General features: G+C 33.2%; 30 protein-coding genes and 1 tRNA gene. 16 read left to right on the plus strand and 15 right to left on the minus strand.

Annotation, left to right across the window (positions count from 1 at the left end; translation table 11 throughout):
* Nucleotides 1–32 precede the first annotated feature (32 nt).
* The gene (locus Q7C23_RS09875) at nt 33–437 is read left to right on the plus strand and encodes an acyl-CoA thioesterase (protein WP_375032368.1); all 405 of its coding nucleotides are present in this window, start codon (nt 33–35) and stop codon (nt 435–437) included.
* Nucleotides 438–468: 31 nt separating this feature from the next.
* On the opposite strand, the gene Q7C23_RS09880 is transcribed toward Q7C23_RS09875, so the two are convergent.
* The 3 genes from Q7C23_RS09880 to ribD form a co-directional block, all read right to left on the minus strand.
* The gene (locus Q7C23_RS09880) at nt 469–1101 is read right to left on the minus strand and encodes an IMPACT family protein (protein WP_375032369.1); all 633 of its coding nucleotides are present in this window, start codon (nt 1099–1101) and stop codon (nt 469–471) included.
* Nucleotides 1102–1346: 245 nt separating this feature from the next.
* Nucleotides 1347–1949 carry an HAD family hydrolase gene (locus Q7C23_RS09885; RefSeq protein WP_375032370.1) on the minus strand — a complete coding sequence of 201 codons (603 nt, stop codon included), beginning with the start codon at nt 1947–1949 and terminating at the stop codon, nt 1347–1349.
* Nucleotides 1942–2991 carry a bifunctional diaminohydroxyphosphoribosylaminopyrimidine deaminase/5-amino-6-(5-phosphoribosylamino)uracil reductase RibD gene (gene ribD, locus Q7C23_RS09890; RefSeq protein WP_375032371.1) on the minus strand — a complete coding sequence of 350 codons (1050 nt, stop codon included), beginning with the start codon at nt 2989–2991 and terminating at the stop codon, nt 1942–1944. Before ribD ends, Q7C23_RS09885 begins: the two co-directional genes overlap by 8 nt.
* Nucleotides 2992–3100: 109 nt before the next feature.
* On the opposite strand from ribD, the gene Q7C23_RS09895 reads away from it, so the two are divergent.
* Nucleotides 3101–3592 (plus strand): GNAT family N-acetyltransferase, encoded by a 492-nt coding sequence (locus Q7C23_RS09895; protein WP_375032372.1) that lies wholly within the window; start codon nt 3101–3103, stop codon nt 3590–3592.
* A gap of 78 nt (nt 3593–3670) precedes the next feature.
* Nucleotides 3671–4525: a peptide chain release factor N(5)-glutamine methyltransferase gene (gene prmC / locus Q7C23_RS09900; protein ID WP_375032373.1), complete on the plus strand. Its 855-nt coding sequence runs from the start codon at nt 3671–3673 to the stop codon at nt 4523–4525.
* 185 nt (nt 4526–4710) lie between these two features.
* On the opposite strand, the gene Q7C23_RS09905 is transcribed toward prmC, so the two are convergent.
* On the minus strand, nt 4711–5955 hold the full coding sequence (locus Q7C23_RS09905) for an ABC transporter permease (protein ID WP_375032374.1): 1245 nt from the start codon (nt 5953–5955) through the stop codon (nt 4711–4713).
* 200 nt (nt 5956–6155) lie between these two features.
* On the opposite strand from Q7C23_RS09905, the gene hisS reads away from it, so the two are divergent.
* The 12 genes from hisS (at nt 6156) to Q7C23_RS09965 (ending at nt 17046) form a co-directional block, all read left to right on the plus strand.
* Nucleotides 6156–7583, plus strand: a complete 1428-nt coding sequence (gene hisS, locus Q7C23_RS09910; RefSeq protein WP_375032375.1) for a histidine--tRNA ligase — start codon at nt 6156–6158, stop codon at nt 7581–7583.
* A gap of 120 nt (nt 7584–7703) precedes the next feature.
* A tRNA-Trp gene (locus tag Q7C23_RS09915) sits at nt 7704–7774 on the plus strand.
* Nucleotides 7775–8272: 498 nt separating this feature from the next.
* On the plus strand, nt 8273–8851 hold the full coding sequence (locus Q7C23_RS09920; protein WP_192187379.1) for a nucleotide exchange factor GrpE: 579 nt from the start codon (nt 8273–8275) through the stop codon (nt 8849–8851).
* Nucleotides 8852–8931: 80 nt separating this feature from the next.
* Nucleotides 8932–10041, plus strand: a complete 1110-nt coding sequence (gene dnaJ / locus Q7C23_RS09925) for a molecular chaperone DnaJ (protein WP_375032376.1) — start codon at nt 8932–8934, stop codon at nt 10039–10041.
* Between the two features lie 163 nt (nt 10042–10204).
* Entirely contained in the window at nt 10205–11134 is a 930-nt protein-coding gene (locus Q7C23_RS09930) for an ABC transporter ATP-binding protein (RefSeq protein WP_375032377.1), read from the plus strand.
* A gap of 78 nt (nt 11135–11212) precedes the next feature.
* On the plus strand, nt 11213–12529 hold the full coding sequence (locus tag Q7C23_RS09935; RefSeq protein WP_375032378.1) for an ABC transporter permease: 1317 nt from the start codon (nt 11213–11215) through the stop codon (nt 12527–12529).
* A gap of 98 nt (nt 12530–12627) precedes the next feature.
* Nucleotides 12628–13791, plus strand: a complete 1164-nt coding sequence (locus tag Q7C23_RS09940) for a sigma-54-dependent transcriptional regulator (RefSeq protein WP_375032379.1) — start codon at nt 12628–12630, stop codon at nt 13789–13791.
* A 100-nt stretch (nt 13792–13891) separates the two neighbouring features.
* On the plus strand, nt 13892–14557 hold the full coding sequence (locus Q7C23_RS09945) for a DEAD/DEAH box helicase (RefSeq protein ID WP_375032380.1): 666 nt from the start codon (nt 13892–13894) through the stop codon (nt 14555–14557).
* Nucleotides 14558–14575: 18 nt separating this feature from the next.
* A complete protein-coding gene (locus tag Q7C23_RS09950) occupies nt 14576–15391 on the plus strand; it encodes an alpha/beta hydrolase (RefSeq protein ID WP_375032381.1) in 816 nt (271 codons plus the stop codon).
* Between the two features lie 28 nt (nt 15392–15419).
* Nucleotides 15420–15638, plus strand: a complete 219-nt coding sequence (locus tag Q7C23_RS09955; RefSeq protein ID WP_375032382.1) for a putative signal transducing protein — start codon at nt 15420–15422, stop codon at nt 15636–15638.
* 78 nt (nt 15639–15716) lie between these two features.
* Nucleotides 15717–16532, plus strand: a complete 816-nt coding sequence (locus tag Q7C23_RS09960; RefSeq protein WP_375032383.1) for a Cof-type HAD-IIB family hydrolase — start codon at nt 15717–15719, stop codon at nt 16530–16532.
* The gene (locus Q7C23_RS09965; RefSeq protein WP_375032384.1) at nt 16516–17046 is read left to right on the plus strand and encodes a GNAT family N-acetyltransferase; all 531 of its coding nucleotides are present in this window, start codon (nt 16516–16518) and stop codon (nt 17044–17046) included. Before Q7C23_RS09960 ends, Q7C23_RS09965 begins: the two co-directional genes overlap by 17 nt.
* A 99-nt stretch (nt 17047–17145) precedes the next feature.
* On the opposite strand, the gene Q7C23_RS09970 is transcribed toward Q7C23_RS09965, so the two are convergent.
* Nucleotides 17146–17667, minus strand: a complete 522-nt coding sequence (locus Q7C23_RS09970) for a hypothetical protein (protein ID WP_375032385.1) — start codon at nt 17665–17667, stop codon at nt 17146–17148.
* 490 nt (nt 17668–18157) lie between these two features.
* Between Q7C23_RS09970 and mtaB the strand changes: the two genes are divergently transcribed.
* Nucleotides 18158–19492 (plus strand): tRNA (N(6)-L-threonylcarbamoyladenosine(37)-C(2))-methylthiotransferase MtaB, encoded by a 1335-nt coding sequence (mtaB, locus tag Q7C23_RS09975; RefSeq protein WP_375032386.1) that lies wholly within the window; start codon nt 18158–18160, stop codon nt 19490–19492.
* A gap of 138 nt (nt 19493–19630) precedes the next feature.
* Here mtaB and Q7C23_RS09980 read toward each other — a convergent pair whose 3' ends face one another.
* The 10 genes from Q7C23_RS09980 to Q7C23_RS10025 all read right to left on the minus strand — a co-directional run bounded on the left by Q7C23_RS09980 (nt 19631) and on the right by Q7C23_RS10025 (nt 25843).
* Nucleotides 19631–20248 (minus strand): hypothetical protein, encoded by a 618-nt coding sequence (locus Q7C23_RS09980; protein ID WP_375032387.1) that lies wholly within the window; start codon nt 20246–20248, stop codon nt 19631–19633.
* Nucleotides 20249–20250: 2 nt separating this feature from the next.
* Complete coding sequence (locus tag Q7C23_RS09985; RefSeq protein WP_072973194.1) at nt 20251–20760, minus strand: hypothetical protein; 510 nt, start codon at nt 20758–20760, stop codon at nt 20251–20253.
* Nucleotides 20761–20866: 106 nt separating this feature from the next.
* The gene (locus Q7C23_RS09990; RefSeq protein WP_375032388.1) at nt 20867–21583 is read right to left on the minus strand and encodes a 3-ketoacyl-ACP reductase; all 717 of its coding nucleotides are present in this window, start codon (nt 21581–21583) and stop codon (nt 20867–20869) included.
* Between the two features lie 111 nt (nt 21584–21694).
* Nucleotides 21695–22282, minus strand: a complete 588-nt coding sequence (locus Q7C23_RS09995; protein ID WP_375032389.1) for a phospholipid scramblase-related protein — start codon at nt 22280–22282, stop codon at nt 21695–21697.
* Nucleotides 22283–22428: 146 nt separating this feature from the next.
* A complete protein-coding gene (locus Q7C23_RS10000) occupies nt 22429–22821 on the minus strand; it encodes a TonB-dependent receptor plug domain-containing protein (RefSeq protein WP_375032390.1) in 393 nt (130 codons plus the stop codon).
* Nucleotides 22822–22868: 47 nt separating this feature from the next.
* Nucleotides 22869–23837 carry a hypothetical protein gene (locus Q7C23_RS10005; RefSeq protein ID WP_375032391.1) on the minus strand — a complete coding sequence of 323 codons (969 nt, stop codon included), beginning with the start codon at nt 23835–23837 and terminating at the stop codon, nt 22869–22871.
* A gap of 2 nt (nt 23838–23839) precedes the next feature.
* Nucleotides 23840–24340 (minus strand): sigma-70 family RNA polymerase sigma factor, encoded by a 501-nt coding sequence (locus Q7C23_RS10010; RefSeq protein ID WP_035748371.1) that lies wholly within the window; start codon nt 24338–24340, stop codon nt 23840–23842.
* 174 nt (nt 24341–24514) lie between these two features.
* The gene (locus Q7C23_RS10015) at nt 24515–24619 is read right to left on the minus strand and encodes a type II CAAX prenyl endopeptidase Rce1 family protein (RefSeq protein ID WP_375032392.1); all 105 of its coding nucleotides are present in this window, start codon (nt 24617–24619) and stop codon (nt 24515–24517) included.
* On the minus strand, nt 24574–25191 hold the full coding sequence (locus Q7C23_RS10020; protein ID WP_375032393.1) for a lysostaphin resistance A-like protein: 618 nt from the start codon (nt 25189–25191) through the stop codon (nt 24574–24576). Before Q7C23_RS10020 ends, Q7C23_RS10015 begins: the two co-directional genes overlap by 46 nt.
* 25 nt (nt 25192–25216) lie before the next feature.
* Nucleotides 25217–25843, minus strand: coding sequence for a hypothetical protein (locus Q7C23_RS10025; protein WP_375032394.1), 627 nt, complete (start codon nt 25841–25843; stop codon nt 25217–25219).
* Nucleotides 25844–25885: the final 42 nt, after the last annotated feature.

Raw genomic sequence — 25885 nt, forward strand, 5'->3', positions numbered from 1 at the left:
TTAGGAAGCTAATTTTTTTTAATCAATAAATAATGAAAAATCATCAAACGCAAGTGCGTGTTCGTTACTCTGAAACAGACCAAATGGGGGTCGTTTATCACGGAAATTATGTACCCTATTTTGAGATCGGACGCGTGGAATGGCTTAGAGACAAAGGGATTTCGTATAAAAGTATGGAAGAAAGCGGAATCGGATTGCCAATTGTTTCCATGCAAATAAATTATAAAAAATCGGCGCGTTATGATGAGCTTCTTACGATTCATACAACTTTCAAAAGTCAATCATCTGTCAAGATTGAATTCGACTGTGCGATCTATAACGAAGCGAATGAGTTATTAACAACTGCTGTGTTTATTTTAGTATTTATTTCGTTAAAATCAGGTCGTCCAACTGCCCCTCCGGTTTATATTTTAGAATTGTTTAAAACACTTGTATAATTGTTAAAACGAGGTAGGTTTTTATATCAATTTATATAATTTTGATATCGATTTCAAACATTAAATCAAAAATGTCGAATACGGATTCGGCATTTTTTTTTCGTGTTTTTGTGATTATTTTGCCAATTGGGAGTCCTGAATCTTCGTCAATTTCCATTTCCTGAGAAGTAATTTCCAGTTTTTTTTCTTTGATGACACGCATAACTTTATTCATGTTTTTATAATCAAAAGAGATTAAAAAATATACGTCGATCGTTTTCTCGACAATTTCACAAATTTCAAGCGTCATTTGTGCAGTTGTTTTGTAAGCGGCAATCAATCCGCCAACACCCAATTTAACTCCTCCAAAAATTCGAACTACAACAACCAAAACATTTGTTAATCCAAAAGATTGAATTTGGCCATAAATAGGAGCGCCGGCTGTGTTGCTGGGTTCTCCATCGTCATTGGCACGATAAAATATTTTTGGAACAGTACCCAATTGATAAGCATAACAATAATGAACCGCGTGAGGATGTTGTTTTTTTAGGTTTTCAATAATAGGCTTTACTTCGTCTTCATTTGAAAGAGGAAATGCATAACCAAAGAACTTGCTTCCTTTTTCTTTAAAAAGGACTTCTTCAGATTCAAAAGCAATGGTTTGATAGGTATCGTTATATTCCAAAAGTGAAATTTCTAAATTATATGTATTTTTTTTCCGAGGGTTTGTTTTACCACAAAGGGCGCTAAGGTTTTTTATTTATCTGTATGTTTAGAAAGCACAAAGTTCACAAAGCTTTGAGTTGATTCCAGCTTTGTGAACTTTGCGTTTATAAAGCTATGCAAAGTAAAAAAACTTAGCGCCCTTTGTAGATAATTACACCACGTTTAATAAAATTATTTTAATCGTAGTAAAAGATTTTTTAATTTCTATAATATTTTTTTATCAAATAAATCCACAACATCTTCCCGGCCCACTTGTAAATTCCATACATTGAAACCTAAAGCTGCAGCTGAATCTGTGTTTTCTTTCTTATCGTCAATAAATAAAGTGCGTTTTGGCGACAACTCATGTTTATTAATTAAATATTGAAAAACATCGGCATTTGGTTTTCGTTTTCCAATTTCAAAGGAAAAATAAACTTTTTCAAAACATTGGTAGAAATCACTATAAAATGAAATACCGCTTTTGGTTTCGAAAGTTTCAATATGAATAGAATCAGTGTTGCTCAATAAAAACAAACGGTATTTTTTTGAAAGCATCTGAAGAAACTCTAATCGGTACAAAGGGAAGTCTGCCAGAATAGCATTCCACGCTTCCAGGATTTCTTCGATTGAAGCATTTGGAAGTTGTTTTTGAAAACCTGCCAGAAAATCATCATGCGAAATATCTCCGGTTTCAAATAAAAGATTCAAACGATCCAATTCTGAATTCCATTCGGTCATGCCTAATTTCTGCAAGCCCGAAATAGTGGCCTGTTTATCTAAATTGATAAAAATATCTCCAAAGTCAAAAATTATAGTATCAATCATGATTTCTAACGTATATTAATTCGTCGTTTTGAATGTAGGTTTTGGCTATGGTTTTCTTTTGTATAATCGGAACTTTTGTTCCTTTGCTAAAAATAGTTTTCCCAATAAAAATACGGGCTTCGTCCCAGATATCCTGGTCTATAAAAGCTTGTAATGTTTTCATGCCGCCTTCAATAATAATAGACTGAATTTGGTTTTGATGTAAAACAGCTAAAATCTGCGGTATTATATTTTGATTAAAATCGATTAATTCAAAGGTAATGTTTTCTGCTGAAAAGTTAATTTTAGATTTCGTAAATAGTATGGTTTGTACACTATCATCAAAAATAAAACTCTCTTTTGAAATGCGATTATTTTGGTCTAAAACAACTCTTACCGGATTGTTTCCAGACCAGTCTCTAACGTTTAGTTTCGGATTGTCATCAATTACGGTTTGAGTTCCGACTAAAATTGCCTGTTCCTCGCTTCTCCATTTATGAACCAATTGTCTGGAATATGTATTGGTAATCCAAACTGGTTTTCGTTCCTGATCCATTTCTTTTTCAGGTGCCAGAAAGCCGTCCTGACTCTCGGCCCATTTTAATATAATATAAGGTCTCTTCTTATTATGAAAGGTGAAAAAGCGTTTGTTAAGCTCATAACATTCTTCTTCTAAAATGCCTACCGTGACATTTGCACCGGCTTCAATTAATTTTTTGATCCCTTTTCCTGCTACTTTTTCGTTTGAATCTACAGTTCCGACAACAACGTTCGGAATTTCATTTGCAATTATCAAATCACAACAAGGCGGCGTTTTTCCAAAATGACTGCAAGGTTCTAAACTTACATAAATAGTAGCTTTTTTTAGCAACGATTTGTCTTTTACAGATCGAACGGCATTAACTTCTGCATGTGGTTCTCCTGCTTTTTTATGCCAGCCTTCTCCTATAATCTGGTCATTGTAAACAATTACGCTTCCTACCATTGGATTTGGGTAAGTTGTTCCAAAACCATTTTCAGCAAGTTCTATACAGCGTTTTATGTATTTCTCATGTGTCTTCACAGCACAAAAGTAATTATTTTTGAGTTTAGTAACATAGTTATTGACGTATGATAAGAAACTATCAAAAAAGTATTTTTACTTTTGTAGATATTACAAGAATAAACGAAATATGGAAAATTGGCTTATTAGAAAGATTAAAAAAGAAGACAATCAGGCAGTTGCTAAATTAATAAGATCCGTTTTTGAGGAACTGGAGATTCCAAAAGTGGGTACAGCCTATGAGGATCCCTATTTAGATTTGATGTTTGAAGAATATAACAAACCGCAATCTGTTTATTTTGTGGTTGAAAATGAAGGTAAAATAGTAGGGTGTTGCGGAATTGCTCCTTTAGAAAATGGAGATCCTTTAATTTGTGAACTGCAAAAAATGTATTTTTTACCTGAAACAAGAGGTTTAGGAATTGGAAGTAAAATGATGGAGACATGCTTGGAGCAGGCTAAAGTTTTTGGTTTTGAGAAATGTTATATTGAGACAATGCCATTTATGCATGCGGCTCAAAAATTATATAAAAAATCAGGTTTTGAATATTTAGATGCACCAATGGGCTGTACCGGCCATTGTTCTTGCCCCGTTTGGATGTTGAAAGATTTGAAAAATTAACTGTAACAAATTAGTTTTTTTAATACTTATTTGAAAGAAAATTGGCTTTTGCCAAATGATAATACTCAAAGACCCGAAATGAAAATTAAACAATACCGCACTCAATTTATAAAAGAATTATCGCCTTTTTACGATGCGTATGAAGCGGAGAGTTTTTTCTATTTAATATTGGAAGATAAACACAAGCTGAGGCAAATTGATTTGGCTCTAAATCATGAATTAAATTTTTCAGAAAGTGATTTTGTGGTTTGGAATTCATTGTTAGGTCAATTAAAAAAAGAAGTCCCAATTCAGTATTTACTGGGGAAAACAAGTTTTTATGGTTTGGATTTTGAAGTTAATGAAAATGTTTTGATTCCGAGGCCAGAGACCGAAGAATTGGTTGAATGGATTATAAATGAGAATTCAAAAACAGATAAAACTAAAAAACTTCGAATTTTAGATATCGGAACAGGAAGTGGTTGTGTTGCTATTTCACTGGCCAAGAATCTTCCTAATGCTGAAGTATATGGTGTTGATATTTCGAAAAAGGCCATAGTAACAGCAAAAAGAAATGCAGTAAGAAATAATGTTGATGTTACTTTTGTTTTTTTGGATATTTTGAAAACGGAAAAATTGAGATTTAATTATGATATAATTGTTTCGAATCCGCCTTATGTTCGAAATTTAGAAAAAGAAGAAATTAAAAAGAATGTTCTGGATTACGAACCGCATTTGGCACTTTTTGTAGAGGATAATGATGCTTTGATTTTTTACCGAAAAATAGCTGCTTTAGCGAAAAGTAGTCTTTTAGAAAATGGCCAGTTGTTTTTTGAAATCAATCAGTATTTAGGAGAAGAAATGACGGATTTGTTGGAAACAATGGATTTTAAAAATATTGAATTGAAAAAAGATATTTACGATAATGACAGAATGATGAAAGGGAATATTTAGTTTTCAGTTTCAGTCTCGGTTTTCAGTCAAAGATTTAGAAATTAAAAGATTTTGTTTCACGCAGATTTAAAAAGATTTGAGCAGATTTTATTTTAATTATAATCTGCCAGAATCCGCTTAAATCTTTTTAAATCTGTGTGAAAGCCTTATTAAAATTTAATGAGATTGAAAACTGTGACTAAAATCTACTCGTAACGCAAAGCCTCAATAGGATCAAGTTGAGAAGCTTTTATTGCTGGATATAATCCCGAAACAATGGCAACCATAAAACTGGTAGCAAAAGCCGCAAAAATGGCCATCCACGGAATTACAAATGCAAAACTCATTGCAGCCGCAAAAGCAAAACCGATTAAGATTCCTAATACGATACCAACCATTCCCCCAATTTGCCCAATCAATAAAGTTTCGATAAAAAACTGAACTGATATGGTGACTTTTGTAGCGCCTAAAGCTTTACGAACTCCAATTTCGCGGGTGCGTTCTGTAACCGAAACAATCATGATATTCATTAAGGCGATAGACGATCCCAGAATTGTGATAATACTGATAATCCAGGAAGCCCAGCCTAAATATTTTGTGATTCCGAGAATTCGGTTGATTAAGTCGTCGCTTCGGCCAATGCCAAAATTATTATCACGAACCGGACTTAATTTACGGACTCTTCGCATGGTACTTGTGGCGTTGTCAACAGCTTCATCTAGAAGTTCTTTTTTAGAAACCATTACACTCATAGTGTAATTAATGTTTGGCGCTGTAAATAAGGAACGCGCAACCTGAATTGGAATCAGAACACGTAAATCCTGACTATTTCCAAACGTTGATCCTTTTTCTTTTAAAACGCCAATGACTTTAAAACGGGCACCACGAATCGAAATTATTTTATCAATTGGGTTAATGTCTTTTAGTAAACCTTTTTCAAAATCAGAACCTACAACGCAGGAATAAGTATTATTGTCTATGTCAAATTGATTGAAAGAACGACCCAAATTTATTTCTAAACCAGAATTAGAAATAAAATGTTCGTCGACACCCAGCACTTTAATTTCCGGATCTGTTTTTTGGTCTAAATATTTTACTTCGGCAGTTGATGTAGCTGTAAACGAAAGAGAAGTTTCGGTAAACGGATATTTGTATTTGTTTTTGAAAGCAACCGCTTCCGGATAGGATATAATCGGATTTATGATTTCGCGTTCATTTCCACCGCGGTTCTTTACATTATTTTCGTATTGATTGATATTGAAGGTGTTGGCTCCCATTGAAGCAAAATTGGTAGAAACGGTATTTTCAAGAGCCGTTACAACTGTCAGGATACCAACTAGTGCTGTGATCCCTATCGCGATGATTAATACGGTAAGAATAGTTCGCAGCAATTGTGTTTTGATGGAACCAAAAGCAATTCGGATATTTTCTTTAAATAATTTTAGCATCATGACCAATTTGTCACGAAAATACGTTTTTTGTTACAAGTTTGTTTTCGAACTGCCAATATTTATTTTAAAAAATAAGATATTTGCAGACGATTTAGGGTTTAGAGAAATCTAAATTGGAATGAAATTAATATTAAAGAGCTTAAGTTTTGGAGTTCCAAAAGGAATCTAAAATCTAAGACCTAAAATCTAAAATAAAAAAGATGGCTTCAAAACCAAGCATACCACAAGGAACAAGAGATTTTTCGCCTGCAGAGGTGTCAAAACGTCAATATATTATTCAGACGATAAAAAATAATTTTGAGAAATTTGGTTTTCAGCCGATTGAAACGCCGTCGTTTGAAAATTCAGATACCTTAATGGGTAAATATGGAGAAGAAGGAGATCGTTTGATTTTTAAAATATTAAATTCAGGTAATTTCTTCTTCAATAAAAATAAAATTGAATTGCCGGAATCTATTGAATCACTGCAAGTTAATTCGGCAGAAACAATTGATTTGAATCAAAGAATTGAACTGAATAAGTTTACAGGAAAAATCTCAGAGAAAGCGTTGCGTTACGATTTGACAGTTCCGTTTGCAAGATATGTGGTACAGCACCAAAACGAAATTGAATTTCCTTTTAAAAGATATCAAATCCAGCCAGTTTGGAGAGCTGACAGACCTCAAAGAGGTCGTTACAGAGAATTTTATCAATGTGACGCCGATGTTGTAGGTTCAAAATCATTGTGGCAGGAAGTGGAATTGGTTCAGTTGTATGATACTGTTTTTACGTCTTTAGGATTAGAAGGTGTTACCATTAAAATCAATAACAGAAAAATATTATCTGGAATCGCTGAAGTAATTGGTGCTTCGGACAAATTGATTGATTTTACTGTTGCGCTTGATAAGTTGGATAAAATTGGTGAAGACGGAGTTAAAAAAGAAATGATCGAAAAAGGAATTGCTGAAGAAGCTTTGGTTAAAGTACAGCCGCTTTTTAGTTTTACGGGAACTTTTTCAGATAAAATAAACCAGCTTTCAGATCTGTTAGCTTCATCAGAAGAAGGAATGAAAGGAGTGCAGGAATTGAAATTTATTTGTGACAATGTGGCTACTTTAGGATTGTCGACTGCGACATTAGATCTTGATGTGACATTGGCGCGCGGATTGAATTATTATACAGGAGCTATTTTTGAAGTAGGAGCACCAAAAACCGTTTCGATGGGTTCTATTGGTGGTGGTGGAAGATATGACGATTTGACGGGTATTTTTGGTTTGAAAAATATGAGTGGAGTTGGAATTTCTTTTGGACTTGACCGAATTTATCTGGTTCTGGAAGAATTACAATTATTCCCTGAAACAGTAGCGGCAACATCAAAAGCATTGTTTATTAATTATGGAGATGCTGAGGCTTTGTATGCTTCGCAGGCGATTCAGAAATTAAGAAAAGAAAATATAAAAGTGGAATTGTATCCGGACAATGTGAAAGTTGGAAAACAATTTCAGTATGCAGATAAACGTTTGATTCCGTTTGCAGTAATTGCGGGCGATCAGGAAATTGCTTCAAATTCGTACTCACTTAAAAATTTAGTGACAGGCGAACAAGTTTCAGTTGATTTTGAAGGATTGAAAAATGCTTTGTTAGGTTAACTGTTTGAAATGTAGTATTTTGTAGTAGATTGCCCAGATTTAAAGGGATTTCTTCTTAAATATCTTCTTGAAATAGTTGCTGGATAAGAAAAAAAACTTTTAATTTGCCGACCTTAAGTTACGGGCGTAGTTCAAGGGTAGAATAGCGGTCTCCAAAACCGTTGATGGGGGTTCGAATCCCTCCGCCCGTGCAATTTTTTTACCGCAAAGGACGCAAAGAATTTTGTCTAAGAGTACTTTCAAAAAACACAAAGTTCGCAAAGCTATGTCAATATAATGCTTTGCGAACTTTTCCTTTTTTATAAAGCTTAAGAGTAAAAAAATCTTTGCGTTCTTTGCGATAAATTTTTTTGTTCTTCAGGTTTTTAATACTGATCTGGCAAAGACTAAAAAAGCATAAAAAAAGCTTCGTCTCATAAGGCGAAGCTTTTTTTTAATATAAGGTAAACTTGAATTAATAATTATTTATGAGGCCGAAGCCAACCCTTAAATTCAATTTTGATAGGTAATAATTTAGTTTTTCATTTTGGATATCAAATATAGTATAAACTATAACGTAATAGTCTTAAAATTATACTAAATTTTAAAGTACTGTTTGAGTTTTTTAACGCTCTCATTTTTAATAAAGTGACAATTTGACATTTTAAGAGATTTGGCAGTACTTTTGCAATCCAACAGAAAGAATAAAAATGAAGTTTAAAGATATTTTTAAAAATAAAAGTAATATGACTACGGAAAATACAGAGTTCGATCAGGAATTAGATGATGTAACGTTAGAAAACAATGCCAACGGTGAGCAATTAATTGTTGAAGAATTAAGTGTTGAAGAGCAATTGGCTCAAGACTTGGCAAAAGAAAAAGATAAATTTTTGAGATTATTTGCCGAATTTGAAAATTACAAAAAAAGAACTTCAAAAGAACGTATCGATTTGTTTAAAACAGCAAACCAAGAAGTTTTGTTAGCAATGCTTCCTGTTTTGGACGATTTTGACAGAGCGACAGTAGAAATCAACAAGTCTGACGATGAAAATTTGAAAAAAGGAGTTGAGTTGATTCACGAGAAACTAAAAAGCACTTTGGTAGCTAAAGGTTTAGAGCAAGTTGAAGTAAGAGCTGGTGATGCTTTTAATGCTGACTTTGCTGAAGCAATTACTCAAATTCCTGCACCTTCTGATAAATTGAAAGGTAAAATAGTTGATGTTATTGAAAAAGGATACAAATTAGGAGACAAAATTATTCGTTTCCCTAAAGTGGTTATTGGAAACTAAAAAATGCAAATGAATATTCTGAAAGTCAATTTTTTAAGTATTGGAATTTGGAATTTTAGATTTGGAATTTAACCTAAATTATGAAAAAAGATTTTTACGAAATACTAGGCATTTCAAAAAATGCTGACGCTGCAGAAATAAAAAAAGCTTATCGAAAAAGTGCGTTGAAATATCACCCGGATAAAAATCCAGGCGACAAAGAGGCAGAAGAAAACTTTAAACTTGCGGCAGAAGCTTATGAAGTTTTAAGTGATCCGAGCAAAAAAGCGAAATACGATCAATATGGACATCAGGCATTTGATGGTTCTGGCGGATTTGGCGGTGGCCACGGTGGTATGAATATGGATGACATTTTCAGCCAGTTTGGTGACATTTTTGGTGGAGGATTTGGTGGTTTCGGAGGCGGCGGAGGCGGTCCTCGTCGCGCTAAAGGAAGTAATCTTCGAATTAAAGTTAAATTGACTTTAGAAGAAATTGCAAATGGAGTTGAGAAAAAAGTAAAAGTAAAACGTAAAGTTCAGGCAAAAGGTGTTACGTACAAAACATGTTCGACTTGTAATGGTCAAGGACAGGTAATGCGTGTAACCAACACTATTTTAGGAAGAATGCAATCTGCATCTACTTGTCCTACTTGTGGTGGTTCTGGGCAAATTTTAGATAAAAGACCTTCTGAAGCAGATGCACAAGGAATGGTTCTGGAAGATGAAACAGTTTCTATCAAAATTCCAGCCGGAGTTGTTGACGGAATGCAGTTAAAAGTTTCTAATAAAGGAAACGATGCCCCAGGAAATAGCGTTCCAGGTGATTTGATTGTTGCCATTGAAGAACTAGAACACGAATTTTTGAAACGTGAAGGTGAAAATATTCACTTTGATTTATACATTAGTTTTCCAGAGGCTGTTTTAGGTGTTTCTAAAGATATCGAAGCAATCAACGGAAAAGTTCGTATTAAACTGGAAGAAGGAATTCAATCAGGAAAAATATTAAGATTAAAAGGAAAAGGTATTCCAAGTATCAACGGTTACGGAAGCGGAGATTTACTGGTTCACGTAAATGTTTGGACGCCTAAAACGTTGAACAAAGAGCAAAAACAATTTTTTGAAAATGCTTTAAACGACGAACACTTTGTTCCGAGTCCTGAAAAATCAGAAAAATCATTTTTTGAAAAAGTAAAAGATATGTTTTCATAAGCTAAACTTTTTTAGAAATGTTTAAATAAATCTAAAACCCATTCTAACATAAATTTAGGATGGGTTTTTTGCGTATTAGTACTCAGATTCGCTGTGAATTATTTACTTTTACAGGCGCAAAGCCACAATGGTCAAATTGACCGAAGAAAATCTAAAAAATCGCATGAGCAACTTACTCGAAGTACATAAAGTCGTAAAACAATACGGTGATTATGTAGCGCTTAACGAAGTTTCATTAAATGTCCCAAAAGGCAGTATTTACGGATTATTAGGTCCGAATGGAGCTGGAAAAACTTCCCTTATCCGAATTATTAATCAAATTACTCTGCCAGATAGCGGAGAAATTATCTTGGATGGAGAAAAATTGCAGCCAAAACATGTGCAGACAATTGGTTATTTGCCTGAAGAAAGAGGTTTGTATACTTCTATGAAAGTAGGGGAACAATGTTTATACCTTGCGCAGATGAAAGGGCTTTCTAAAGCAGAAGCAAAAGTGCAATTGGAGTATTGGTTTGATCGCTTAGGAATTCAGGGTTGGTGGAATAAAAAGATTCAGGAACTTTCTAAAGGAATGGCGCAAAAAATTCAGTTTGTAGTTTGTGTGTTACATAAACCAAAGTTGCTGATTTTTGATGAGCCCTTTTCTGGTTTTGACCCGGTTAATGCGAATATTATTAAAGATGAAATTTTGGCATTAAAAGAACAAGGAGCAACCATTATTTTTTCGACACACCGAATGGAGAGTGTGGAAGAACTTTGCGATCATATTGCTTTAATTCATAAATCGAATAAATTAATTGAAGGAAAACTGAGTGATGTAAAGCGCCAGTTTAAAACCAATAGTTTTGAAGTTGGAATCCTGACAAGCAATGTTGAGGGTTTAATGTACGATATCACACAGAAATTTACAGTTTCGCCGGCCAATTTCAAATCATTAAATGATGATTTGAAATTAAATATCCAAATTGGAGATGCTGCGCCAAACGAGCTATTACATCTTTTGACACAACGCGGACAAGTAACACATTTTGTAGAAAAAATTCCGAGTGTCAACGATATTTTTATTCAAACAGTAACTGAAAACAAAGTTTAGAGTTCAGATTTTAGATTTTGGAGTGAAAACCTGGAATCTAAAAATCTAAAGTCAACAATCTAAAATCTAAAATTAAGAATGAGTATAATTTCATTAATTATAAAAAGAGAATTTATTGCAAAAGTCCGCAATAAGTCTTTTGTTGTCATGACTTTTTTGAGTCCGCTTTTGTTTGTGGCAATTGCTGTTTTTATTGGGTATTTGAGTTCAATGAAAGCAGATACCAAACGAATTGCGATTCATGATGAAACGGGCTTATTTGCAGATGATTTTGTAAAACAGAATAAAAAAGACGCCGAATATAAATATCTCAATTTATCTGAAATCGACACGAAATCTTTGAAAGACAGTATTGCCAAGGAAGATTTTAGTGGTCTGATCGTGATTCCGAAAACAAACAATTTAAAGGATTTAGAAAGTAAAATAGAATTTATCTCGAATAACAGTCCGAGTATTTCTTTTATTGAAAATACACAGGATATTATTGCCGGAAAGATTACAAAATTAAATCTGGAAAAAGCGAAATTAGATACGCTAGCGATTCAGAAAGCGCAGGCTGAAGTCAATATTCATTTGGCAAAAGCATCTGGAGAAGAAAGTTTGAAAGGATTGAACGAAATCAAAATCGGTATTGGTGGGGCATTCGGATATTTGATTATGATGTTCATTATCATTTATGGAAACATGGTAATGCGAAGTGTAATCGAAGAAAAGACGAACCGAATTATCGAAATCATAATTTCATCGGTAAAACCATTTCAATTAATGATTGGTAAAATTGTTGGAACTTCGCTTGCAGGAATATTGCAATTTATGATTTGGGCGATCATTGGACTTGGATTAATGTTTGCAGCTTCGGCATTTTTTGGAGTGAACGTTGGTCCTACAGCCAGAATTTCTCCAGAATTAATGCAAACGGCACAACATGAAATGTCTGGATCAGCACAAATGTATATTAGCGAATTGTGGAATTTACCAATTGCCAGTATCCTGATTGGTTTTGTGGTTTATTTCATAGGAGGTTACTTTTTGTACAGTTCATTCTATGCAGCAATTGGAGCCGCAGTCGATAATCAAACGGATTCGCAACAATTTCTTTTGCCTATTATTATGCCGCTTATTTTAAGCGTTTACATAGGATTCTTTACAGTAGTAAATGATCCACACGGAACCGTTGCGGTAGTATTTTCAATGATTCCGTTAACATCACCAATTGTGATGCTAATGCGTATTCCGTTTGGCGTGCCGTGGTGGCAAATCGCAATTTCGGTATCATTATTGTTTGCTACCTTTTTCCTTGTAGTATGGTTTGCTGCAAAAATTTATCGTGTAGGTATTTTAATGTACGGCAAAAAACCAACCTGGAAGGAATTGTATAGATGGCTTAAATATTAATTTTAAAGTTGCTAAGATTTTAAGTTGCTAAGTTTTTCTTAGCTTCTTTAAAAAAAATAGAATCTTAGCATCTCAGAACCTCAGAATCTTAAAAAAAAATGAGTAAAATACTAATTATTGAAGACGAAGCAGCGATCAGACGCGTTTTGGTAAAGATTTTATCGGAAGAAAATGATACGTATCAGGTTGATGAGGCGGAAGATGGTGCTGTGGGACTTGACAAAATAAAAAACAACGATTACGATTTGGTTTTGTGTGATATCAAAATGCCAAAGATGGACGGTGTTGAGGTTTTAGAAGAAGTAAAAAAGATAAAACCGGAAATTCCGATGGTTATGATTTCGGGTCATGGCGATATGGAAACTGCGATTCATACCATGCGTTTGGGAGCTTTTGATTATATCTCAAAGCCACCAGATTTAAATCGTTTATTAAATACCGTTCGCAATGCTTTAGATAAAAAACAACTGGTAGTTGAAAATAAGATTCTAAAGAAAAAAGTGAGCAAAAACTACGAAATGGTAGGGGAGAGCGAAGTGATCGGTCATATTAAACTGATGATTGATAAAGTAGCTCAAACCGAAGCCAGAGTTTTGATAACGGGGCCAAACGGAACAGGAAAAGAATTAGTGGCGCATCAATTGCATGAAAAAAGCGAGCGTGCTAATTTTCCTTTAATCGAAGTGAACTGTGCTGCGATTCCGAGTGAATTGATCGAAAGCGAATTGTTTGGTCACGTTAAAGGGGCTTTTACATCAGCGGTGAAAGATCGTGCTGGAAAGTTTGAAGCAGCTGACAAAGGAACTATTTTCTTAGATGAAATTGGAGATATGAGTCTTTCGGCGCAAGCTAAAGTATTACGTGCTTTGCAAGAAAGTATGATTACCAGAGTTGGAGCCGAAAAAGATATTAAAGTTGACGTTCGCGTAGTTGCCGCAACCAATAAAGATTTGAAAACAGAAATTGCTGAAGGTCGTTTCCGTGAAGATTTATACCATCGTTTGGCTGTAATTTTGATTAAAGTTCCGCCATTGAATGAGCGACGTGATGATATTCCGGCTTTGATAAGACACTTTGCTGAGAAAATTGCTTCGGAGCAAGGGAATGTAGTAAAAGTATTTTCGCAGCCAGCCATAAAATTATTACAGGAATACGATTGGACAGGAAATATTCGTGAACTTCGAAATGTAGTCGAAAGATTGATTATTTTAGGAGGAACAGAAATTTCTGAAACCGATGTAAAAATGTTTGCAAGCAAATAAGCTTCGCGCAATAGGCTATAAGCTTTAGGCTTTAAGCTTTTAAATGATATAAATAATTTTTGCCTAAAGCGTAAAGCTTAAAGCTTAAAGCATACCAAAGATGAAACTAAAAAAAATAAACGAGAAGTTACAGGATGCCTTAATTGAAAATGGTTTAACGGAAGCAAATATATTGCAGATGCAAACTTTTTCAACCATTAAAAGTGGTGCAGATTGTATGATTATTTCTCCAAAAGGAACTGGAAAGTCGACAACAATTGTAATAAATGTAATTCAGCAATTAGTGGGACATACAGAAGAGTCTCCACGTGCTTTGATTATTGTGGAAGACAAGGAAAAAGTATTGGCAATGGAAGCTCTTTTTGAGAAATACGGAAAATATACTAATCTTGAAGTTTACGGTGTTCATGATAAAGGCGATATGGACTACGATAAAAACTATATTTCAACCGGAGTTGATGTTTTAATTGGTACCCCAAACAAATTGAGTGATATGTTTACCACTGCCGGTTACAATGTAAACCGTTTGAAAATGTTGATTTTGGATGATGCAGATCCTATTTTGAGATTGCGTAATGAAACGAAAATCATGCGAATTTCAAACAGTATCGCCAAAACACAACGTATCATCTTTGCTGAAATATTGACAGAGCGCATCGAAATTTTGGCTGATAAATTCCTGTTGGAGCCTTATTTCTTTGATATGGATGAAGAAGGAGAAGAAGAATTGGACGAAGAAGAGGACGGAATTGAAGAGGAGGAATAAGACTGATTAAATTTTTTTATGGAAATAATCAAAACACTTAAATTTTTGACGGTTATACTTTTAGTTTTTTTCGTTGTTATTTATTTGATGGTTATTTCTTATGTCTATTTTAATCAGGTTGGAATGGTTTTTCAAAGTGCTTCACTTCCAAAAGAGTATCAGTTTGAATATCAGTCAAAGTTTGAAGAGATAAATATTAAGTCTTTTGACGGAGTAAACTTAAACGGACTTCTATTTAAAGCTGATAAATCGAAAGGATTGATTTTTTATTTGCATGGAAATGCGGGAACATTAGAAACCTGGGGTAAAATAGCAAAAACATATACGAATTTAGGTTATGATATTTTTATTTTAGATTATCGAAGTTTTGGAAAAAGCGAAGGTGAAATTGAAAATGAAGAACAATTAAATAAGGATATTGCTGTAGTTTATAAAACATTAAATAAACGATATCCGGAAAATAAAATCATAATTGGTGGGTATTCTATTGGTTCAGGGCTTGCTGCTATTTTGGCTTCTGAAAATAAACCAAAAGCTTTGATACTGCAATCGCCTTATTATAGTTTTACAGAATTATCTACTGGCAGAGTTCCGTTTTTTCCTGATTTCATGAAGAAATTCCAGTTAGAAACTTATGAATATCTTCCCAAAATTAGTGCTCCAGTTTATATATTTCATGGAAAAGAGGATCAATTAATTCCTTATGAAAATTCAGTTAGATTGAGTAAAATAATAAAAGCGAATGGACATTTTTATCTTTTAAATGACCAGGGACATATCGGTATGAACGAGAATAATGATTTCCAGTATCAGTTAAGAATAATATTAGAATAAAATATAAATAATAAAAAAATAAAATGTCATGGGATTAATGAAGGTGTTTTCAGGAAGTGAAGTTTTAGCAATTGCTTTACAGGAAAGATTAGAAGAAGCGGGAGTAGAAACCGTAAAAAAAGATAATATTCAATCAGCTCGTTTGGGAGGTTTTGGCGGAACAGATTTGGCCGTTGAGGTTTTTATTCAGGAAACTGATTTTGCAAAATCGAATCCGGTAATTGAAGATTTCAGAATGAGTATTTAAATAAATCTTCAGTCACAGTTTACAATCTAAGTGATAATTTGATTGTAAACTGAAAACTCAAAAAATATGCAATACAAAATGCTGGTACTCGACATGGATGATACCTTGTTGACAGACGATCATAAGATTTCGGAATTAAATAAAAAAGTACTTCTTGAAGCTCAGGCAAAAGGCGTATATGTGGTTTTGGCTTCTGGCCGCCCCACATCTGCCATGACGGCTTATGCTAAAGAACTGGAATTAGATTTAAACGATTCTTATATTATTTCTTTTAACGGCGCTATAATTAGTACTGTAAAAGATGATCTTGTTTTATTTGAACAGAAATTGACGATAGAACAGATTCATGAATTGTACGATTATAGTGTGAAAAAGAAAACACATATTATAACGTATCTGGATAACGAAATTATCAGTGAAACAGATTCTGAGTACATTGAAATCGAAAAAGAAATAACTGGACTAGCTCATCTAAAAGTTCCAAGCTTTAAAGATGCCGTCTCTAAACCCGCAGTAAAATGTATTTTATTGGCAGAACCTTCTTATCTAAAAGGACTAGAACAGGATTTGAAATTAGCAATGCCTTATTTAAGTATTGCAATGTCAAAACCATTTTTCCTGGAAGCAGCGCAAAACGGAATCGATAAAGCGGCAAGTATAAAAATCTTAGCAGAAAAACTAAATATTCATCAAAGTGAAATTATTGCTGTCGGAAACGCTGGAAACGATTTAACCATGATAGAATATGCCGGTTTAGGAGTTTGGGTTGATAATGTGACGCCTGAATTGCGCGACAGGGCGAATGTAATTGTGGCGTCAAATAATGATAACGGTGTTGCTGAGGTAGTTCAGCGTTATATTTTAAATAATTTTGTTTATGAAGAAGTCAATTGAAACAGAGCGTCTGCTTTTGAGAGAATTACAAATGTCGGATATTGACGGTATGTTTGAATTGGATTCTAATCCGAATGTGCACCTCTTTGTTGGTAAGAAACCAGTAAAAAGTATTGAAGAAAGTATTGGTTATATTGAAAATGTTCAACAACAATACAAAGATTTTGGAACAGGCCGTTGGGCTGTCATTCTAAAAGAAACCAATGAATTTTTAGGCTGGTCCGGAATAAAATTCATTACCAATGAAATCAACAATCATAAAGATTTCTATGAAATTGGATATCGTTTTATAGAAAAACATTGGGGAAAAGGATACGCTACTGAAGCAGGAAAAGTCTTTGTAGATTATGCTTTTAACGAATTGAAAGCAGATGCATTGTATGCTTACGCAGATGCAGGAAATGAAAATTCAAGAAAGATTCTGGAAAAACTCGGTTTGCAGTATGTCAATTCGTTTGAATATGAAGGAGAATCTGAAGTTTGGTATGAATTGAAAAATCCAAATTTGGTTTAAACCAGAGAAATGCGTCCCAAATCTTTGTAAACTTTCCTCATTAAGGTTTGCAAAGATTTGGAAAACAACTCGTAATTTTTATTCTCTGTTTATTTGGTATTATTTTTTAGCTACAGAAACAAAATATTTATTTCCATCACCCATAGTTAATTTTACACGCTCGTCGCAAAGATCGATTGCAAAATTTACACTTTCGTAACAGCTGCAAGTTGTGTTTTTGTCTTTAGACATTTCTGTTTTACAGTTGTTGTTTTTGAAAGTTGCTAATTGTGGGGTGTATAAACTCACTAAATCTGTTGAAGCAGTAACCAACGAAATAATACTTGCTGAATTATTGTTTGTAATTCTATAAACAATTCTATCAGTATAATTTACTTCATTTACAGTCACTTTACGAATGTAAGTATAAGCAGTTGAACCTTCACCTGGCTCTTTTACTTCAAATTTAAATCCAACCGCACGAATAGCAATATCAAATTGTGACTGAGAGTTTAAACTCGCCCAAGTTGTTAAAGTGCTAATCGATGGAAAAGGATTAGTTGCAGCCGGAGCATTAGTTTGCGCTTGCGAACTAAAAACGGTTAAGAACATCAAGCAGATTGTGGGTAAAAATGCTTTCATATAGAATTTAATTTATAATTTTTGCCTACTCTTTCTGGTTTTCGGCCTGCCCATTTTTTATTATAACAAAACAACAACATAACGAGTAAAAAACAAAATTGTTATGTGTAATTTGTTTATAAAATAATTTAGTTGTTTTTGGCGGAGTGAAAATACTTCTAAAAACTTTCTAAACAAAGTTAAATGTAAGAAAATTTCAATTTAAATATTGAAAAAATGCATTTAATCGATAATATTTGCATTTAATCGATGTTTTGTCAATTTATTCTTATTGAAAATATTTTTTGTATTCCTAAAATTTTCTTGTTTTCAAAATCTACTTCGTTCCAATTGCTGTTTTTCGTGTTGATTCAAAATAGAGGTTTTGTGCAAAATGTTGATATATAGTATATTATTGATTTTATTTTAAAGAATATTGTACGTAAATTTGCAAACTCTTCAAAAGAGATGTAAATATAATATCTTACTACTTAAAACGTAGTCTATTCCTATGGAAAACAGAAAAAAAGTTGCCTTTTATACGCTTGGTTGCAAACTGAACTTTTCAGAGACTTCCACAATCGCCAGAAACTTCAATGATGAAGGTTTTGATCGTGTCGATTTTGAAGAAGTTGCAGACATCTATGTTATCAATACCTGTTCGGTTACAGAGAATGCAGATAAACAGTTTAAGCAGGTTGTAAAAAAAGCAATGAAACTTAATGAAAAGGCTTTTGTAGCGGCTGTTGGATGTTATGCGCAATTAAAGCCAGAAGAATTAGCAGCTGTTGATGGTGTTGATTTGGTTTTGGGTGCTACAGAGAAATTTAAGATTACCGATTATATTCATGACTTAAGCAAAAACGATATGGGTGAAGTTCACTCCTGCGAAATTGCTGAAGCTGATTTTTATGTTGGAAGTTATTCTATTGGAGACAGAACACGTGCTTTCCTGAAAGTTCAGGATGGTTGTGATTATAAATGTACCTATTGTACAATTCCGTTAGCAAGAGGAATTTCACGAAGTGATGCTCTTGAAAATGTTTTGCAAAATGCTAAAGAAATCTCAGCTCAAAACATTAAAGAAATTGTTTTGACTGGAGTAAATATAGGAGATTACGGAAAAGGAGAATTCGGAAACAAGAAACACGAACATACTTTTCTTGATTTAGTTCAGGCTTTAGATAAAGTTGAAGGAATTGAGCGTTTGCGAATTTCTTCAATCGAGCCTAATTTATTGAAAAATGAAACAATTGAATTCGTTTCTAAAAGCCGCACTTTTGTACCTCATTTTCATATTCCGTTACAATCAGGAAGTAATGATATTTTGAAGTTGATGAAGCGTCGTTATTTGCGTGAAGTTTACACGGAACGTGTAAACAAGATTCGTGAAGTAATGCCACATGCTTGCATTGGTGTTGATGTTATTGTTGGTTTTCCAGGAGAAACAGATGAGCACTTTTTAGAAACCTATCATTTCTTAAATGAAATGGATATTTCGTATTTACACGTATTTACCTATTCGGAAAGAGATAATACAGAAGCTGCAGATATGCCAGGAGTTGTTCCTGCAAATGTGCGTGCAAAACGAAGTAAAATGCTTCGAGGTTTATCTGTTAAAAAGCGTCGTGCTTTTTACGAAAGCCAATTAGGAACTATCAGAACGGTTCTTTTTGAAAGTGAAAATAAAGAAGGATATATTCATGGTTTTACTGAAAACTACGTAAAAGTAAAAACACCATGGAATCCTGAATTGATTAATACGCTGCAGGAGATTAATTTGACAAAAATTGATGAAGACGGAAGTGTTCGTTTGGAGTTTTTAAATAAATTAGCGGAAGTGTAAAATGATAATTGTGAAATGTAAAATGGTTTATATTTCTAAAGTTTATAAAAACAGAAAAGCCCTTTAAAAGGGCTTTTCTGTTTTTAATTTAATTTAATTTAATTTAATTTAATTTAATTTAATTTAATTTAATTTAATTTAATTTAATTCAATCTTTTTCTTAATCAATTTATAATTTTCATTATTTGGATCTTCCTTGAAGATATACAATGTGTTGTTTTCAAGAAAGACTCTCTTTTGTAGATCTTCATTATTCAATTCTTTATGTGCTGTTGGTATCAAAAAGGTTTCTATGATTTGTTTCCAATTTGAATTTTGAAGTGAATAGGTTGTCATTTCGTAAACAGTACCATTCATTGGAGCCTGATAAACTGAAAAATCTTCTTTACCATCCTGATCTAAATCGCCTTCGTTTATTAATTGAGCTTCACAACATCCAATAATGATTGGCTTTAATTTTTTATTACTAAAAGAGATTGTGTATTCATCCGGAGTTCCATCTTCAACAGGATTTCCTTCACCTTGTTTTGTTTGAGTAATAATTGCAAATTCATCTTTACCATCACCATTAAAATCGCCTTCTATTTTAGGGCCAATTAAAATTCGGTCCTTTTTTTCCGATTGAATAGATTTCATTTCACTTTTTGCAGTATGAATTCTTTTTTCAGTAGAAGATGTTGTGATTTCATTATTGTCCTTTGTATTACAGGAAAACAGAAAAAAAGAAGCAATCGTAAAATAGATCATTTTATTCATGCTTATTTTATTTCTTGCTCCAGTACCAATTTCAAAGAGTTGATATAGTCCGTATCAAATTCAATAACTCTAATTTTTTCCGGATTGAAACTTAATTCCCCACCAAACTGACCTCTTGTATCCAGGAAGTCAATAGTTAATTCTTCATCGTTCAGTTCAAGCAATTTGCCTAAATAAGCTGATTTAGCCGATTTTTTTGCAATCTGAAAAATGCCATATTTATTGGTTAAGAAATTTACAATCGAAGCTAAATCCTTAATTGGAATAATATCTTCGGCGCTTGTTTTCAAACCTTTTAAACGGATTACTTTTTCCGTAAAGGCAAGATCCTGATCTCTGTGAATAGCTTCTATGTTTTTATTTTTCAGAATCACAAAACCGTCCAGGATATAATCGACTGGATTGTTTCTCAAAAGAATCCAGTCATCAGAATAATCAATAAGGAATCCAGTGAAAATTTCTTTTTTATCCGTGAATTCTATTGCAATTAATTGTCTTAAATATTGTTCCATCATATTTTTTTTTAAAATTCCAACCCCGAAGCCTCGGGATAAATTCCAAATTCCAAATTTGACCAGCTATTGGAATTTGGAATTTAAAAAATTGTAATTTATTTTTTTAAGGATTAGTAGACCAAATACTGCTGTTTTTAATAAAAACTCTTCGGTTTAATTTAAGTTGAGCAATCAATAATTCTGCAATATCTTCAGACTGCATTACTTTTTCAGGATTACCGTCTGTTAAGTTTAAATCTTTTGCCATATCGGTTGCAACGGTACTTGGAGTTAAAGCTGAAACACGAATGTTGTGTTTTCTCATTTCCTGCATTAAAGAATCCGTCAATCCTAAAACTGCAAATTTTGAAGCGCTATAAGCACTTGTTAATGCATTTCCTGCAAGTCCTGCTGTTGATGAAATATTAATAATATCACCAGTCTGTCTTTCGATCATATTTGGAATAACGGTGCGGGTTGTGTAATACGTTCCCATTAAATTCACCTGAATGATTTTTTCCCAGGCTGCTGGTTCTAACTCCATGAATTTTCCAAAAGAAGCAATTCCGGCACTGTTGATTAAAATGTCTATCGTTTTAAATTTTGATAATGCTTTTTCTACTGCACTATTTATCGAATTTATATCTGAAACGTCTGCCGCTAAAGCCAATGATTTTACTCCTAAATTCGATGCTTCGTCTGCCAGTTGATCGATGTCGGTTTGGGTTCTTGAAACTAAAATTACATTTACGCCTTCTTTGGCTAAAGCAAGTGCAATAGCTTTTCCAATTCCTTTTCCGGCTCCTGTAATTAGGGCATTTTTATTTTTTAAGTCTGTCATGATAGTATTTTTAGAAATGCAGAAAGCATCATTTTAGTAACACAAAAATACAGTTTTTGCTTCCTAAAATAATGCTTTAAATGTTTTCTTAATCTAAGTTTAACAACTTTTTTATTCTTTCAGAACCATATCAATGCACATTACTGCTGCAAGGATTAATTGTCTAAGCGGACTGTCTTGCGGTACGGTTTCTTCTATTTGTAAAGCATAATTATCAGCGCTGGTAAAAAACTCTTTGCCCATTCCTGCCCATTTTTTACTTACCTGCGCCAACTGTTTGTTTTCATAGCTGAATTTAAAATCCCAACCAGTCCATTTTCCCTGAAGGGTTGCAACAGGTTTCTCGTTTTTGTCTAAAATCTCAAATTTCCCTCCAATAGAAAAGAATTTTTGTTTGAAGGTTCCAACCAGACGATCTTTCTCATCAAAAATTTCAACAGTCGAACGGAACCAGGCAATACCGCGTTTTACGGTAATTATTTTCTCGCCAGAAGCCGATGTAATTTCAATATTAAAGGGAGTCATTCTTTTGTATTCTGTAAAGCGTAACATTTTGGTAAAAAAGCCCAAATTGTTTTCTCTGCAATTCATTATAAGCTCGTTGCTTTCCGGATGATAAATGTCATAATTGTTAGCGGCTTTAAACATTCCAACGTGTTCTTTTACAAGAAATAAATTCTGATTTAAAATAGGGTTCATGAAATTTTGTTTGAAATTGATTTTGTACTAGAATAATTTTTGAAAGATTTTTCAAAAGGAGACCAAATGTAAAAAATTATTGGTTAATATTAGTACTGAGTTAGGGTCTAAAATCAATTTTATTCTTCGCTATCGTCCTGACTGTTCTACTTTTTTGTTGTAATAATAATAACTCCATTTCTACCTTGATTTCCATAAATGGAAGTAGCTTCAGCGCCTTTTAAAACTTTTATGTCCTGAATATCATTTGGGTTAACTTTAGAAAATTGCTTAGCATTTATCAGACGACCATCAAGAATGTATAAAGGTTCATTTCTTTCCTGAATACTTTTAATACATACAATTCGTAAACTTGGTGGCGAATAATCCGTTTTTACAAAATTCGAAGAAACTTTTACCGGTGATATCTCAACTTCCGTTTTTACAAATTTGGCTTCTTTTATTTCAGAAATTGAATCAGTAACTGTTTTTTCTTGTGCTTTATTACTGAGACCTATAAGTATAGCAATGCCCAATGAAAGAGTTTTGACATTTTTCATGAAAGTAATTTTTTAAGATTTGATGTGACAAAGATTTCTAAGTAAGACTATTTTTTATCGGTTGGCTTTCCTTTCTTGGTTGTAATAATGACAACTCCTTTTTTTCCTTTTTCGCCATATTTTGTAACGGCTTCTGTATCCTGAAGAATAGTAATGGTTTTGATTTCCTGTTTGTTTAATGGAGCGTATGGACTAGTAGGGTTATTTCCGAATAAATCATTTTCTGAATAATAGACACCGTCAATAATGTATAAAGGTTCGTCTAAAACCACTAACGATTCTACGTTTTCGGGTTGTAGGTTTGGTAATTCGGCCTGCATCATTTCATCTCTTTTAGCCTCGTTGCTATGAGACATTGCTTTTCCGTTTAAGATAACCAAAGGAGTGGTTTTTTTAGCTCGTTCAGCTTGCTGTCCGGCTGCTTTTGCTGCAAAAGCTTCTCTTTCTGCCTTTTTTGAATAACCAAAATCAGCAACTTTATCTTTTGCAACTGAGTCTTCCTCATCATTAATAGAACCTGAAGAATAAACAGATTCCGAAATTGGTGCGTTTGCTTCTTCATAAACAGGCGCAGAAACTGTTCCGGTACCCACCACTTCTGCAACTGCAATGGCCTCGTTGTTTGCAACTATAGTTTGCTGTTCTTTTATTTGTTTGTCTAAAATTTTAATTGTTTCAGCTTTCGGAACTAGTTTTGCATCTTCGACAACAACTGCATCCTTTTTAATTTCTGATTTCTGAATTACTTCTTTATCTGTTTCATTTACTACAACTTCTGAAGCTGGAATTGTAGTGTTTTGATCTGATTTAAAAAATTGTGTCCCTAAAGAAATTAGCAATAAAAGAGAAGCTGCAATGGCGATTTTTTTCCATAATGAAATCGCTTTTTTGTCTTCTTTTTTGTCGAGTTTTTCCTCAACTCGCGCCCAGACTTTGTCCATTCCCGGAAAGTCTTTTTGTTCCGAGTTGTGGGCGGCTTCTTTAAATTTATCGAATATTTTATCTTGATTGTCCATGACTACTTTGCTTTTTGATAATACAATTTGTTTACTAATTCCTTCAGCTTGGTTTTGGCTGCATTTAACTGTGATTTTGAGGTACCTTCAGAAATGTTTAGCATTGCTGCAATTTCTTTGTGTCCAAAACCTTCAATAACAAAAAGGTTAAAAACAGTTTTACAGCCATCCGGAATATGGTTTAGTAAATTGAGTAAATCTTCTTCTTCCAGAGAATTAATTTCTTCTGTAAAAGGTTGTGACAGCAATTTGACATCATCAAGATACATATTGAAATTGGTGTTCTTCTTGATGGTTGCCAAACAGTGATTGACGGTTATTTTTCGCGCCCAGGCCTCAAAAGCCAAAATTTCTTTTAACTGATCCAGTTTTGTGAAAATAGTATAGAAAGCGTCGGCCATAGCTTCTTCTATTTCTTCTTCCTTCTTTAAGTATCGTTTGCAAACGCGATACAATTTTGGAGCCATATGCTCATACACCTGACGCTGGGCATCACGTTGCATTTTTTTGCAGTTGGAAATGATGGTTTCGTTTATCACAATTGTTGTCTTTATACTAAAGAGAGCTTAAAAGATAAAAAGGTTGGGAAGGCGATGAAAAAAAGTTTAGAAAAGGGCTTTTATTTTTTTAAAATATTATAAATGTACAATTTTATTGGGAGTACAGAATGTTAAGTGTCATGTATTTAGTACTAATACAATTAAATCCCAAAGGAAGTGCGCTATTATGACAATTTTTATGTTTCTGTATTTTTGATATTGCACAGCAAATACAATTCCCATCGTACAGGCCCGAGAACATGAATTAAAGTACCATAGCCATAATGTAGTATTCCAAAAAGTATACTGGAAAGCACTATTGCTAATTTTGTATTTTTAAGCAAAACTTCAAGTCTTGGAAGAAGATAGCCTCTGAAAATTAATTCTTCTGTAATCCCGGCTGTGACACAAGTGAAAAACAAAAGGAAAAAGTTCTTATGAAATAAGGTAAGCGTTTCGGTTAAGTGTGCACTTTTTGTTTTTAGATGAAAAAGCAAGCTCAATATCCCAACAAGATAAACTACTAAGAACAATTTTAGCATTGTTTTTAAAAGGGCAGCAGCTGAAAATTTTAGGGAATACTCCGTTTCTTTCCAGATTAAAAATGGTGATTTCTCAACTTTAGAGACATAAAAAAATAATAAAGCAAGAACCAACCAGATACTAAATCTTGATATTAAAAATAATATCTCTTTGTCTGGAATTGCCCCTTTAAGCAAAAGCCCCGAATAAAGTGCTAAAAAGAGAAGAAATATTGAAATTGAAACACCTATTATGAGGATTGGTTTTTTTATGGCACTTGGGTTTTGGTGCATTTTAAAGTTATTAGTTTATATCAATTTATTCGCCTAAACAAATCTCATTATAGAATTCTACAATCTCATTAATTTGATTAAAACCATATTTATTATCTTTTATTTTTTTGACAAGGAAATCGCAGTCAGCGAAAAAATTAATTGTGCTTTTTTTCCAATTTGAAAGAATTCCAGAATTTATGTAAGTTGGGTATTGGTCTTTTTTTCTTTTTACATAGAAAAGCTCTCGATATTGTTCTGTTTGATAAGCGTAACTATTTAAATTGTTTGTGCCATGAGTAGATACGGCAGTTTTGTTTGTAATATTTGGATGTGTTAAAAATTGTACTTTTTCTTCTTTATAAAGATTCACGTCACCTTCAACAATAAGTTCAAGTAATTTTGGATCATCAAAAGAGTTTAGTTTAATATATTCATAAGTTTGTACGATATCAAAGCCTATGAACTTGACTTTTTTAATATTTTCATAATTCCAGTTATCAGCCTTATCATCAGCAGAAATTTTGAATTTTATTTTATTATTTTTTATTGAGGCGAAACCTTCAATAGAATCACCGTCTTTAAAGTACAGTATTGCAGTTTCCTGTGTTTGAGAGTAACTTTGAAAAGTTATAAGAAGTAGGATAATTGTGATTTGATAGATTTGTTTCATTCTCTAATGCGATGGTATATTTTGATTTAGATTGTAGAGTTG

Source organism: Flavobacterium sp. LAR06, from assembly GCF_041946075.1.
GTDB lineage: Bacteria > Bacteroidota > Bacteroidia > Flavobacteriales > Flavobacteriaceae > Flavobacterium.